The organism is Alteromonas sp. H02, assembly GCF_059682525.1.
Genome location: NZ_CM185021.1, coordinates 3,195,247 through 3,208,151, shown reverse-complemented (window position 1 = coordinate 3,208,151; position 12,905 = coordinate 3,195,247). Strand labels below are relative to the sequence as shown.

Sequence of the window (12,905 nt, the reverse complement as noted above, 5' to 3'; positions counted from 1 at the left end):
TTAAAAACACTTATCGTAATTCGATAGCGTCTTCGGGGATCGGTTCGAAGCGACCATACTGGATGGTCATAGCATAGTATTGCATGCCAGCTTCAGACGGTTTGCCTGAAACGGGATTGGGCGTAGACACCTGCTCACAGCCGGATACCGTGCACTGCTGATTAGAGGGTAGACTGGTGGCGGTGACATCACCGGTCACTGCACCATCAACGGTCTGAGACTGAGGCGCGGCAGTTATTACCTGTTGGTCGGTCATTGACGGCATAGTTACCGCCTCACTCGATACTATGCGATACCAGTGGTAATCACGTTCCAGGCCAATCTCTTCTGCACGTCGCTCGCTGTATTGTTCCAGGGTTTCTTCACTGGTTGCGCTATTGGCTTTGTAAAGAATTTTAAATTTCCTCTCAGACAGACGATGTGATGAATAACCTACATCGCGGGCCGACTCGGCCGCCTGATAGGGCGTTGCGGTTAAGCTGGAGCCTGCGCAACCGGTTAGCATACAAGTGGTTACCACGGCGAATACCAAAGCTCTGATCAACACTGCATCACTGAATAATCTGACTAATAGTTGTGTATCCATGTTGTTTTCCTGTTTGCGTCATCGTCAGTAGCCGCTGTGAAAAGCTTTGATTAACACTTACTGACCTAAATAAACCTATGCTTACAGGAGGGAGTGCAACGCTTGTGCCACCAATAGGTTTAAATGTAAGTTGTTGATATTTAATTTTTTATTTTGTTTTTCGCAAATGAGCTCAACAATAATGGGAAGATGCAGTGTAAAACTTGCAAGGGGTTACCCGCAAAAGTTCAGTACTGCCAAATCAGCTTTACTTACGGGCTTCAGTAATACCTGGGCAATGGGTAACCCCTCGAGCCGGGCTTTATCCGGCTCAGCGCCGCTGATAATGGTCACTGTCAGGCTGGGGGCGATTTCAGCGATGGCTGTGGTCAGTTCATAACCGTCAGTATCGGGCAGATGCAGATCCATAAGCACATGGGCATAATGTGACGGGGCATTGGCAACCTTTTCCAGGGCCTGTTGGCCATTAAGTGCGATATCTGCCTCGTAACCTATTGAATTCAGCAGCAGGCACATTAATTCGGCCGCGTCCTCATCATCTTCCACTATCAGTAACGACGACTTCTGCTCAGCGGTGCCGGTTTCTTTAGGGTCAGAAGGCTGAGTGGCCGGGAGCAAAAAGGTGCTGAGCACTTCACTGAGATCTTTACGGTCGATAGGCTTGGCAATCACATTATCAAAGCCTTCGGCCAGTAAGGACTCTCTGAGCCCCTTACGACTGGCGGCCGTAACGGCTACTACCGGCGTTTGGATACCAGAGGAGCGCATAGCCTTTAAGCAATCAATGCCATTCATCACCGGCATATGTATGTCCATCAGTACCAGGTGGAAAGGTTGACCGTTATGCTCTGCGCTGCGTATTTTTTCCAGTGCGTCGGCGCCATTCTGGGCGAAGGTTACCTGAGCCTGACTCATGCTAACTAAACGGCCGGTGAGGCGGCGAATTTCACGTAAGTCATCAACAATCAGCACGCGGCCATCGAGATGTTGATTAATTTTAAATTGGGCCGGAGGCCGCTCGGGTACGTCCAGATCAAGACGAATGAGGTTTTGTTCGGTGCTGCCCTCAGCCTTAATACAAAACCAAAAGCGACTTCCTTCGCCCTGAGTCGATTCCACATTAATTTGGCCACCCATACGACTGACTAACTCATTAGAAATGGCCAGTCCGAGACCAGCACCACCATGGTTGGCGTGGATCAGATCCTCAATTTGCTCGAAGGGTTTAAAAATGGTTTCAAGCTTGTCTGCCGGCATGCCAATACCGGTATCTTTTACCGCAAAGCAAACCCGCCCGTTGCCTTTATCGAATTCAACATTAATTGCCACTTCACCAGTGTCGGTAAATTTAATCGCGTTATTGACAAGGTTGATCAGGATTTGCCGAAGTCTGGTAGGGTCTACCTTAATATATTCGGGGATTAGCGAATTGGCGCTAACGGTTAACACCAGGCCTTTCTCACTGGCCTGCATAACCATCAGACTATAAAGGTCGGTTAAAAAGCCGTTTAGATTCAGGGGTTGTGGGACTAGCTCTAACTTGTTGGCCATGATCCGCGACATATCCAATAAGTCGTTGAGCAGGCTAAGTAAATGTTTGCTGTTATTAAAGATGGTCGAGAGTTCAGCGTTAATTCGCTCATTACCAGGGCTGTCCAGTAACAGCTCGGTATAACCGAGAATGGAAGCCAGCGGGGTTCTGAGTTCGTGACCAAGGTGAGCGAGAAATTTATCCTTGGCTTTATTTTGCTGCTCGATGCGATGTCGTTCTAATCGCTCGGTTTCAATTTCGCGGCGTACCAGAGCGTAGCGAATAGTCCGCATAAAGCGGGGGGTATCGACTTCGGCTTTGGTTAAAAAGTCCTCGGCACCGGCGCGCATTACCCGGTCATCGACGATACTGTCAGCCTGGCCTGTGAGTACCACTACCGGAATGGTTACCGACAGGCCCTTAAGTTTTTCCAGCACGTCCATGGCATTTTCCTGGCCCAACAGGTAATCGAGCAGGCACAAATCGAAGGTATCCGTTTGCAGATGCTCAATGGCTTCTTCACCTGTTTTGGCCCATACCAGCTCGAACATCGGCGACTTGCACTGTGAGAGTGAGTCAGCGGTCAGAAAATAATCGTCTTCGTCATCTTCAACCAGCAGTATGCGAACATGGTCAGTCATGAGTCACGAATGCCTATTTATTGTGGGGGAGTTCAACAAATTCTATCCAGTAGCGACCGATAGCGCGCATCAGATCCACCAGTCCCTCAAAGTTAACCGGTTTGGTAATGTAAGAGGCTGCGCCGAGGTCGTAACCGCGGATCATATCTTCCTCTTCTTTTGAAGTGGTCAGGATGACCACCGGAATACTGCGCAAGTTAGGATCGGCTTTGATATGCTGCAGTGCCTCGCGGCCATCCATGCGGGGCATGTTTAAATCCAGCAAAATCAAGCTTGGTCGGGGCGAAGTGGCGGGATCGGCAAATTTCCCTTCCCGGCGCAGGTATTCCAACAATTCAACACCATCTTCAACACAGTGTAAATTGTTAAGCACCCGGCCTTCTTTTAACGCATCGAGCGCCAGCAATCTGTCGTCTTCGTCGTCATCGGCCATTAATATCGTGACGGGTAAGCTACTGTTCGGCATGACTTATCACTCCCTGTTGTTGTAAGTTGGTAAACGGCTCGCCGTCTTGGGGCAGGTACAATTCGAACCTGGCTCCCTGGCCGGGCTCACTAAAGGCTTCGATGGTGCCGTTATGACGTTCGATAATGCGGCGGCAAACCGCTAGGCCGATACCGGTACCTTTATACTCTGAGCGCCCGTGTAAGCGTTGGAACGGGGCAAATATTTTTTCGGCAAAGCTCTGTTCAAAGCCTATACCATTGTCCTGTATGGTGAGTTTAAACCAGCTCAGGCCTGGCAGCAGATTAAGGGGGGCAGCCTGCTCATCATCGATAGCCTCATAGCGCAAGGTAATCACTGGTGGCTGCTCTGGTTTGGTAAATTTTAGTGCATTAGACAGCAAATTTAAAAACAGCTGACTCATTTGCGAGGCGTCGGCTTTCATCACCGGCAATGAGTCGATATGAATTTCTGCCTGCTTTTCTTCGATGGTGATTTCAAGATCTTCCAACACCGAGTTAACGACGGTATTTAAATCGGTATCTTCAAAGTCCTTGCCGCGGGTGGTTACCCGGGAGAATGACAATAAATCACTGATTAGCATAGACATACGCTCGGCGGCATTAAGCATGCGGCGCAGGAAGTCCTGTCCACGCTCATCCAGTGCATCTTCGTAGCCGGTGCTGATGCGATTGCCAAAGGCGCGTATCTTGCGCAAGGGTTCCTGTAAATCGTGGGAGGCGACAAAGGCAAAGTCTTCCAGCTCGCGATTGCTGCGAGACAGCTCTTCTGCGTAAACCTGTAACTCCACGGTACGTTCTTTTACCCGTGATTCAAGCACCAGGTTATGTTGCTGCAATTCGCGTCTGTGGCGGATGGTCTCGCGGATGTTCATGCGCAGAAGCATAAAAATACTGATCACCAGCAGGCCGGTGGTCAGTGAGGATATAATCAGGTTAGTGACTGAGTCTGAACGCAGTTTAAGTAACGAATCGATGTGCTGTGCCTGCACTTTGTATTCTTCTTCGGCAATCTGGTCAAACACCTCTTCAAACTCGTTATACAGCTCAAGGCCAACGTCAGACTGAAAAATAGTAATGGATTCGTCCTTACGGCCCTGACGCGCCAGTTCAACCGTTTCGATAAGCTCTGACAGCTTGGCTTTTGATAGATCTACCAGTTGCTGCAGCCGCACTTCCTGTTCGGTAAAGTCTGAACGAATCGCGTTGGCTTCTACCTGCTCAATGATGTTATTGACTTTATTGAGTGTTTTTTCGTAGTCAACCAAATAGCGTTCCCGCTCGGCGAGTAAATAGCCGCGCTGGCCGGACTCGGTTCTGAGTACGGCAAGGTGGAGGGTATTAATAGAGTTAATCACCTGGTTAGTGGTAAATAACCGGCGCTCAAGCGAGGCCAACTCATCCATGGTGTGGATGGTGTAAGTGGAGTTAGCGGCAATAACAATGATAACCAGGGTAACCAACAATATCGACGAAGCTGTATTGCGGATAATGGTCTTCATTTTACGGGCTGCCTTCGCCGTTTGCGTCGGGAGAAAACTGCGCTACCAGCTCACTAAGACTAACGCTGCAGTCTTTACTGCCAGCAATAATCTTATCCAGTGCCGTCAGCGCTTTATCCTTTGGTACGGCACCTTCAAGAGCCAGCTTAATCAGCTCAGACTGCATGGTTATACGATTTAACGGGCGGCGCGCGTCATGCACCGCCTTTTGTAATCGTGCAAATTCACCTTCATCCATATTGTATTATTCCGAATCACTGTTAAGGTCGCCATAGGCATGTAATCGGTTATACAGGGTTTTGGTGCTGATCCCAAGCATTTCCGCTGCAGTGGTTTTATTGCCATCTACTTTTTCTAAGGTCGCGTAAATTAACTCTTTTTCGACCTCTTCAATGGTTCTGCCCGCCTTCAGCCCCGTCGACAGCGTTTGCTTTTTGGCAAACGGTGACTCAATGGTTTTGGGTAATTCGATCTCGGTACCTTCCGGGTCACTCATAATGGCAGCGCGGTGCACAAAGTGGCGCAGCTCGCGAACGTTACCAGGCCAGTCGTAGGTTTGCAGTTTTTCCAGTTGCACTGGCTGCCAGCGAAATTGACTGCCATTTTCTTCATTAAGCTGGTTAATAAAGTGTTCTGCCAATAGCGGAATATCTTCCTTACGTTCCCGCAGCGGCGGGATCGTGATAGGGAATACGGCCAGACGAAAATAGATGTCTTCACGCAATACTTTGCTTTCAGCGATTTCTTCCATGCTGCGGTTTGTGGCCGAAACTACCCGGCAGTTTACCGGCATCGCCTTGGTGCCGCCGACCCGTATAACCACTTTGTTTTCCAGTACCCGCAGCAGGTTGGGCTGCATGTCGATCGGCATTTCGGTAATTTCGTCGAGGAAAAGTGTGCCGTTTTCCGCCTGTTCAAAAACGCCTTCCTTGCGGCCTACAGCACCGGTAAACGCGCCTTTTTCGTGGCCGAATAACTCACTGCCGATAAGTTCTTTTGAAAACGCGCCGCAGTTGGTGGCCACATAGGTGCCTTCACAATCAGACGCTTCGTGAATCGCGGCAGCGACTACTTCCTTACCCACGCCACTTTCACCAAGCAGCATCACATTGGCTTTGGTTTTACTGACCCGGCCAATCAGCTTGTATAGCTCGTGCATTGGGGCCGATTCACCAATAAGCTGGCCAAAATGTTTAGTAATGGCAGTGGTTGAGCGTTTAGCGGCTGGTTGCTTCTTGCCCTGGAGTACCGACTCTAAATCTTCCCGTTGAATGGGCTTTACCAGGTAATCGATGTTGGGGCCGCACATGTCTTTGATAATCCCTTTTACCGAGGGATGACCGGTGATCAGGGTGACCCGCGTATTCTGCTCGGGCTGCAATGATTCCATCAGGTGCAAACCCGAGCCATCGGGTAACATGAAATCCAACAGGATATGGTCAAAAGATTCTTTAGAGAGCCACTCGCGAGCTTCAGCGAGGGTAGACGCGGTTAATACTTCGTGACCAAGAAATTCGATGATTGTGCAGGCAACGTCGGTAAACTCCGCGTCATCATCCACTAATAGAACGGTTAACACTGTCGCATCCTTGTATGTTGATAATATGGTCAATTTAACTGATACGACAATGAGTTACATTGAGATCATCAGCTATTAATCTAATTAAAGATTAGTTGTTATCCAGTGAGTCGGCGCTGGGTAGCAGCATGGTTTGATATCCTAACTCACCAATGAAAGCCCGGGCAGCCGGACCAAGCCGATCGCCGTCGGCAAAGCACAGGTGGAGCATCGCTTTGCGCAATCCGCCTTGCTCCATGGGTAACGGCTTTAAGCTGCCATCTTCAAGTTTATCGCTGATAATTGCAAGGGGTAACCAGGCAAACCCTAATCCCTGGCTGATAATATCGATGGAGGTGCGGACATGACTCACAGTCCAGCGCTGTTCTGCGCCGAGCCAGCCGGACTCAGCTTTACGCTCCGTGGAGGAGTCGCGAACCACAATCTGACGATAACTTTTGAGGTCATCCAGGCTTAGCGTGCGGTTTAATTCATGCAATGGATGGCTGGGATGGGCAACGGCAATAAATTCAATATCGCAAAGGTCTTCACTGAAACCGTTGGGGTAGGGGAAAGGCGAAATACCGATATCCACTTCGCCATCCTTAAGTAAGGTGTTGGCACCGTTTAATACCGTTTCCATCAGTTCAATACGCAGTAACGGGTATTCCTGGGAAACTTTATTGAGTGCGTGGTAGAGCATTTGTGGCGGAAAAATAATATCCGCCGCCACACGTAAATAGGTTTCAATGCCTGATGTAAGACTGCTGGCCACACTTTCGACTTTGTGAGCCTCTTCCAGCAGGAAACAGGCCCGGCGGTACATCAACTCGCCGGCTTCGGTCAGGGTGACACGACGACCTTCATTAAGAAACAGGGTAAGATCCAGCGCGTGCTCGAGTTTCTGTACCGCATGGTGAATGCTGGACTGACTTTTATGGACCTGCTCAGCGGCCTGATTAAAACCGCCGGCTTCTACGACAGCCTTAAACATGCGCCACTGTTCAAGGGTTGCTTTTAACATACCGGGTAAACTCCACGAAAAACTGCCTTAAATGGCCAGCCTATTGTTTTTTGCGAGCTTACACCGGTTAGTAAATTAGTTAAATGCCTTTTGAATGGTCGGCACGTCGCAGGTCATAACGGCTACGTGCTGGTACCCCATTTTTGCCAGTTGCTCGGCGGCGAGCATAGCCCGGGCACCTGAGGCGCAGTGCAGGAAAATCGGTGTGCCAGGATCCTTCACCAGTTCCAGCATTTTCATTTCAAGTACGCCGCGAGGAATGTTAATCGCGCCATTGGCGGGAGAGTTAGCGTGCTCTGCAGGCTCTCTGACGTCAATCACATAGCCATTGAGTTCCGCTCGTTCTTTGGCTGCTTCTGCCGCGGTGATTTTTCTGGGAGCCGGATCAATGGCTGCTAAACGTTCCGGGATAGTTAATAGCATGATGTCCTCGTGTACTAAAGTAATCTATATAAGTTAAAGCTAAAGTTGAGGGTTGTTCTTGTCAACAGCAATCGTTAATGAGATAACTATTCTCAATTTTGTGATATTAAATGATAACCATTACTTGCTTAGGCGACCAGTTTGCAGTTCAATATGCCCATAGCGTGCAGTGAGCCTGAACAAGACAAGGTAAAAGCTATGGATCCAACGCAAATGCTGAGCCGCTCCGAAGAAGCTGAGCAATTTCTAAAACAATTATCGAATAAAACCCGATTGATGGTGCTTTGTTCTCTGCTTGAGGGAGAGCGCTCGGTAACAGAGTTACTCGACGACGTGCCGGTAACTCAGCCTGTGCTTTCACAGCATCTGGCATTGCTCCGCGAAGCCGAGTTTGTAGCTACCCGTCGCAGCGGCCAAACCATTTATTATCGTCTGGCGGACAATCGCATTATCCAAATCATGAATCTGTTATACGGTTTTTTCTGTGCGGACGACTAGTCCGCACTTACCGCACCCTCAAGTTCTTTCTTACTGATATCCAGCTCAATGGCGTGACCGGCCCAGTCGATTTGTACAATATGACGGCAGTCTACTTTTACCCGTTTGCCGCCGGGCAGCCAGTCGTTGAGATTAATAACCAGGTGGGTGACTGACCACTGCGGTAGCTGGATCACAAAGTCTTCCACATGGCCTGCCTGGCCGTCACTCAGTGCGATGGTATAGCCTGTGAGCTCGTCACAGGAGCGCAGATGCGAACTGTCTTCTTCTACTTCTGCATGCTCCTGGGCAAAATTATCGACCAGTTCCAGTGGGTGGGCATACTCGCCCCAGGTACCCGGGCCTGTCCAGTAGTAGCCGTAGCCAAAATATTTATAGAGCAACGATTCGTACTCGCGGGAAACAGGCTGGTGTTCTTCGAGTGAAGGACTGTTTTTCAGCGCTTCCTTAGTAAGAGATACGGCGAGTGTTTCTTCATCGGCTTGTAAACTGTCGATGGAGACCGGCGTAATCACTACCTTACGACTCAATGGCAGCCAGGTGTTGGTATCGGCAACGATATACCTGACGATCCATTGGGCATCATCAATCAACACATCCTGACAACCGCCTATATCGCCATCTGTTGCATGAATTGAATAGTGGCTTAACTGCGAGAAACGCGTTTCCATAATAACCTCCTTGCTTTACTGACCGGAATTACCAATCACTAATTTATAAGGTGTGGTGCGTAGGACGGATCACCCAAATGCCTGTTAGCCGGGTTGATCATACCTTTAAGGTGAGTGTAGTCAGGAGGAAACAAAAAAGACAGCCGGCAGTCGGGAGACTGCCGACGGGTGTATGCTGAATGACGGGTATACGGCGTGTACTGTTAAGCTACGTCAAACTCGTCTTCAGAATAATCTTCGTCATAGTCAGACTGATTACTGGCTGAGCTATGCAGGGTATAAAATTGTTTGCGGTTGCGCGCCAGCCTGATGTATTTCAACCAGGCTTTTTCCAGCAGGCTGCTGGCTTGTTGTTCACCTTTAAGTACCGCGATAAAACGTTGCTCTTCGGCGTTCTCCGGGCTTAGCTCACCAGACTCCAGACCGGCCAGGGTTTTGCCATAGGCGCTCAGCACATCGGCTTCGGGAATACTAAAGTCACCTGACTTACGGAAACCATAAGGAAAGTGTTGGCGATCAATAAATTGCTTAGCAGGTACACGTATATCTGTCGTCTTCATGATACGAATTCTCTTGGTTGAGTAATTTCGTGCACTTTTAATTTATAAATTCGCAAATGAAAAACAAAAAATTTTTACCTTCACAATAAAAAAAATTGTTTCACAAAACTGCCATCTTTCGGCTCATAAAATGAGTGATAAAAACCAGTCATGATAAGGCCTTTACAGCCCCTGACAGCGCTGGGATGTGGCCCCGTGAGCGGTACTTTGTAAGCGGGGCAAAATGTAAATTGGTTAAAAAATGATCAGAAATAAAGTTTGTCGTGACGATAAAAACTATTCATTTCCTATTTTTTAACAGCGAGGAATAATAAATGGGTTAGTGTTCAACCAACCCAGAGAAGACAATGAGCAAAGACTATCGTTACCAGCGGGAAGAATGGGACTCGGTAGATGACGAGGATGGTGGCGATTACCGCAAAGACCATAAACGTCAGCAATCTATGAAAGACAAAAAGAAGGCGATGCACCGACGCGAAAAACAGCGACGTGCTCAGCACGATAGCTTCGAATGATCGCCAAATAAAACGGGCCACCCGGCACGTTTTATTTTACTTTATTGAAAACATGTGCCAGCTTATGCGTATGGACGAGAGTCATAGTACGTATAAGCATGGACATTCGTTTTTTAACCACATTTGTAGAAGTAGTAAAAACACGTCATTTCGGCAAAGCAGCCGAGAATCTTTATTTAACTCAATCGGCAGTCAGCGCCAGAATCAAGCAGTTGGAAGAATACTTCCACACGACTTTATTTGTGCGCCACCGTAATAGTATCCAGCTCACGCCAGCCGGCGAGCGGCTGTTGCCTTATGCCGAGCAGCTGAGTGCTACCTTGCTGCAAGCTAAACAAGAGTTACAGCGCGAAGCTGGTGAGTATCTGGTGTGCGGTGCCGGCCAGTTAAATAACGAAATCTGGATGCCTGAATTGCTCCGCCAAATTCATGGAGCGTTTCCCGAATGGGCAATAAAAGCCGAGGTATTGCCGTCTGAGCAGATTTCCCGTCAATTACATGACCGCAGCATCGACATTGCTTTTTCCAGTGAGCCGCTTAAGTCGGAAGAGTTTACCGGGCAATTGTTGAAGGCTATGCCGTTGGGCTTGTTCAGTATAAACCAGGCCGAAGTGGACACCGGACCAGAGCAGTTTGTGTCGATAGACTGGGGTAGTAAAGCCCGCGACGAGCTGTTGACCCGCTTTACGGAATACCGTGATGCCAAGTTTACTACCAACTCCCTGCGCCTTGCCCTGGCGACATTGCAGCAAGAGGGCGGCGTAGCAGTGTTACCGGTTGGCCTGGATTGGTCACAATGGGGGCTGGAAAATGTGCGCTGTATTGATCATTTCACTCATGCGCAGTGTAAACTGTACATGTATTATATGAAGTCTGTCAGACGATCCATTGTGCCTGATGTAGTAAGTGTGGTGAGTCAACACTTTACCCAGGACATATAATAACAGAGCATCATGCTCAGCCTGAATAGAATACAAAGAGAATTATAATGTTGAAAGACGACGAATTTATTAGCCAGAACCCCGAACAACGCCTGGCCAGTTTTTTTGCGACGGTAAAAGAGCAGGGCGAATTGTTTATCCTCAATGATGATGATGGTTGCGTAATGCTGACCTCAGATGATGAAGAAGGCGTCCCGGTGTGGCCAACGGCCAGTCTGGCGAGTATGTGGGCCGATCAGGAATGGGCTCACTGTGAACCTAAAGCGATTAGCCTCGATGTCTGGTTGTCACGCTGGACATCAGGTTTGTCCAAGGATTTTCTCAACGTCATCATAGCCCCCATGCCGGCTGAGGAAAGTGAGCTTATGGCCCCGGAAGATTTTGCCGATAAGCTGGCCTGAGCTGAACCATAATCCGCAATAAACGTAATAATGGCCAGGGTGTGTTGGCTTTGCTGATTAAGGTCAATAACATCCTCGGTAAAGGTCATCATAATCGCGTTTTTGTCAATGCATAAGTGCTCGTCAGCATCGATGGCTTCGTTGTGACAAACCAATTTCGCAGACCACAACTTTCAGGCAGCAAATTGCTCAGGAGGAGACTATTTCAAGCTTTTCAACCTTAACACCCGGTGCAAATGATTTATGGTTTTTACCCCTGGGCGGAACGGGTGAGATTGGCATGAACCTCAATTTGTACGGCCATGACGGTAGGTGGTTGATGGTGGATTGTGGTGTCACGTTTGATGAACCTTTGGCGGCGCCATATCTTAATCAGACTGCCGGCACCAGGCACCATGTTGTGGCACCGGATCCATCGTTTATTGTTGAGCAACGAGACCAACTGGCTGGTCTGGTTATTACCCATGGTCATGAAGATCACGTCGGTGCAGTGGCGGCATTGTGGCCGCGTTTGCGCTGCCCGGTTTTTGCAACGCCTTTTACGGCAGAAATTTTACACCGCAAATTAGGTCAGGCAGGCCTTGCTGGCAAAGTTCCGGTACAAATAGTACGCCCGGATGCCACCCTCACCGTTGGGCCATTTGTACTGTCATGGCTGGCAATTACCCACTCGATCCCTGAACCTCAGGCGCTGCTGATTAACACCTCTGCAGGCACCGTATTTCATACCGCAGACTGGAAGATAGACGCGCAGCCAATCAGCGGCAAACCCTTTAACGCCAGTCTTTACCGGCAATTGGGGGAAACTGAATTACTGGCTTTGGTTGGCGATTCTACCAACGCGTTAAAGCCCGGCTTTTCTATCTCCGAACGGATCTGTGCTGAAGGCCTCAATACCGTTATTAAACGCTGCACTGGCAGGGTGGTAATAAGCTGCTTTGGCAGTAATATTGCCCGTCTGATGTCACTGGCGCGGATTGCTCAGCATACCGGGCGTTATATGGCATTGTTAGGGCGTTCGTTGGAGAATATGCATGGCGTTGCTAAAAAAACCGGATACTGGCCGGACGATCTCGACGTATTGGAAAAAGCGCACATTGGCTACCTGCCCCCGGATGAGGTGCTGGTAGTCGCCACTGGCAGTCAGGGAGAGCCCCGCGCGGCGCTTAACAGAATGGCCATTGATGCCTCGCCCTATTTTGAACTGGAGGCCGGTGATACGGTAATTTTTTCCAGTATTGTTATTCCCGGCAATGAAAAGGCGGTAGAGCGCCTGCTGGAAAAGCTACGTAAAAAAGGCGTCGAAGTGGTTTTATCCGAAGACAGCGAGGTGCCAATACATGCCAGTGGCCACCCCTGTGTCGAGGAGTTAAAGCTGATGTATCAGTGGACTAAACCGCAGATCGCCATCCCGGTACACGGTGAGCCGGAGCACCTTGAAGCCCATGCCGCAGTGGCTCGTGAGATGGGCGTTAAGCGCACCTATGTAGGCCGCAATGGCGATTTATACCTGCTCGCACCGCAACCGGGTATCCGTCGCGCCAGGGTCAAAGCAGGTCGAATTGCAATTGATCAGTCCTGAATAATTC

15 protein-coding genes are annotated in these 12,905 nt (G+C 49.2%); 5 read left to right on the top strand and 10 right to left on the bottom strand.

Going from position 1 to position 12,905, the window contains the following annotated elements:
* Nucleotides 1–10: 10 nt before the first annotated feature.
* The 8 genes from AC566Q_RS14790 to AC566Q_RS14755 all read right to left on the bottom strand — a co-directional run bounded on the left by AC566Q_RS14790 (nt 11) and on the right by AC566Q_RS14755 (nt 7,730).
* Entirely contained in the window at nt 11–586 is a 576-nt protein-coding gene (locus AC566Q_RS14790; protein WP_499607519.1) for a CC0125/CC1285 family lipoprotein, read from the bottom strand.
* Nucleotides 587–799: 213 nt separating this feature from the next.
* A complete protein-coding gene (locus tag AC566Q_RS14785) occupies nt 800–2,758 on the bottom strand; it encodes a response regulator (protein ID WP_499607516.1) in 1,959 nt (652 codons plus the stop codon).
* Nucleotides 2,759–2,771: 13 nt separating this feature from the next.
* The gene (locus AC566Q_RS14780; protein ID WP_105934155.1) at nt 2,772–3,224 is read right to left on the bottom strand and encodes a response regulator; all 453 of its coding nucleotides are present in this window, start codon (nt 3,222–3,224) and stop codon (nt 2,772–2,774) included.
* Nucleotides 3,211–4,725, bottom strand: coding sequence for a sensor histidine kinase (locus AC566Q_RS14775; protein ID WP_499607514.1), 1,515 nt, complete (start codon nt 4,723–4,725; stop codon nt 3,211–3,213). Before AC566Q_RS14775 ends, AC566Q_RS14780 begins: the two co-directional genes overlap by 14 nt.
* A gap of 1 nt (nt 4,726) precedes the next feature.
* On the bottom strand, nt 4,727–4,963 hold the full coding sequence (locus tag AC566Q_RS14770; RefSeq protein ID WP_499607511.1) for a hypothetical protein: 237 nt from the start codon (nt 4,961–4,963) through the stop codon (nt 4,727–4,729).
* A 6-nt stretch (nt 4,964–4,969) separates the two neighbouring features.
* Nucleotides 4,970–6,304, bottom strand: coding sequence for a sigma-54-dependent transcriptional regulator (locus AC566Q_RS14765; RefSeq protein ID WP_499607508.1), 1,335 nt, complete (start codon nt 6,302–6,304; stop codon nt 4,970–4,972).
* Between the two features lie 91 nt (nt 6,305–6,395).
* Complete coding sequence (locus tag AC566Q_RS14760; protein WP_499607505.1) at nt 6,396–7,307, bottom strand: LysR family transcriptional regulator; 912 nt, start codon at nt 7,305–7,307, stop codon at nt 6,396–6,398.
* Between the two features lie 75 nt (nt 7,308–7,382).
* Nucleotides 7,383–7,730, bottom strand: a complete 348-nt coding sequence (locus AC566Q_RS14755; protein WP_105934150.1) for a rhodanese-like domain-containing protein — start codon at nt 7,728–7,730, stop codon at nt 7,383–7,385.
* A gap of 198 nt (nt 7,731–7,928) precedes the next feature.
* Between AC566Q_RS14755 and AC566Q_RS14750 the strand changes: the two genes are divergently transcribed.
* Entirely contained in the window at nt 7,929–8,228 is a 300-nt protein-coding gene (locus AC566Q_RS14750) for an ArsR/SmtB family transcription factor (protein WP_123323223.1), read from the top strand.
* On the opposite strand, the gene AC566Q_RS14745 is transcribed toward AC566Q_RS14750, so the two are convergent.
* Both AC566Q_RS14745 and AC566Q_RS14740 read right to left on the bottom strand, forming a co-directional pair.
* The gene (locus tag AC566Q_RS14745) at nt 8,225–8,899 is read right to left on the bottom strand and encodes a PRC-barrel domain containing protein (RefSeq protein ID WP_499607502.1); all 675 of its coding nucleotides are present in this window, start codon (nt 8,897–8,899) and stop codon (nt 8,225–8,227) included. The two genes, AC566Q_RS14750 and AC566Q_RS14745, sit on opposite strands and share 4 nt — an antisense overlap.
* A 203-nt stretch (nt 8,900–9,102) precedes the next feature.
* Nucleotides 9,103–9,459, bottom strand: coding sequence for a MaoP family protein (locus AC566Q_RS14740; RefSeq protein WP_499607500.1), 357 nt, complete (start codon nt 9,457–9,459; stop codon nt 9,103–9,105).
* 347 nt (nt 9,460–9,806) lie between these two features.
* Between AC566Q_RS14740 and AC566Q_RS14735 the strand changes: the two genes are divergently transcribed.
* The 4 genes from AC566Q_RS14735 (at nt 9,807) to AC566Q_RS14720 (ending at nt 12,898) form a co-directional block, all read left to right on the top strand.
* The gene (locus AC566Q_RS14735) at nt 9,807–9,974 is read left to right on the top strand and encodes a hypothetical protein (protein WP_499607497.1); all 168 of its coding nucleotides are present in this window, start codon (nt 9,807–9,809) and stop codon (nt 9,972–9,974) included.
* Between the two features lie 98 nt (nt 9,975–10,072).
* On the top strand, nt 10,073–10,915 hold the full coding sequence (locus AC566Q_RS14730) for a LysR family transcriptional regulator (RefSeq protein WP_105934146.1): 843 nt from the start codon (nt 10,073–10,075) through the stop codon (nt 10,913–10,915).
* A gap of 47 nt (nt 10,916–10,962) precedes the next feature.
* Nucleotides 10,963–11,316 carry a DUF2750 domain-containing protein gene (locus tag AC566Q_RS14725; protein WP_105934145.1) on the top strand — a complete coding sequence of 118 codons (354 nt, stop codon included), beginning with the start codon at nt 10,963–10,965 and terminating at the stop codon, nt 11,314–11,316.
* A gap of 280 nt (nt 11,317–11,596) precedes the next feature.
* Complete coding sequence (locus AC566Q_RS14720; RefSeq protein ID WP_499607494.1) at nt 11,597–12,898, top strand: ribonuclease J; 1,302 nt, start codon at nt 11,597–11,599, stop codon at nt 12,896–12,898.
* The last annotated feature ends 7 nt before the right edge of the window (nt 12,899–12,905 follow it).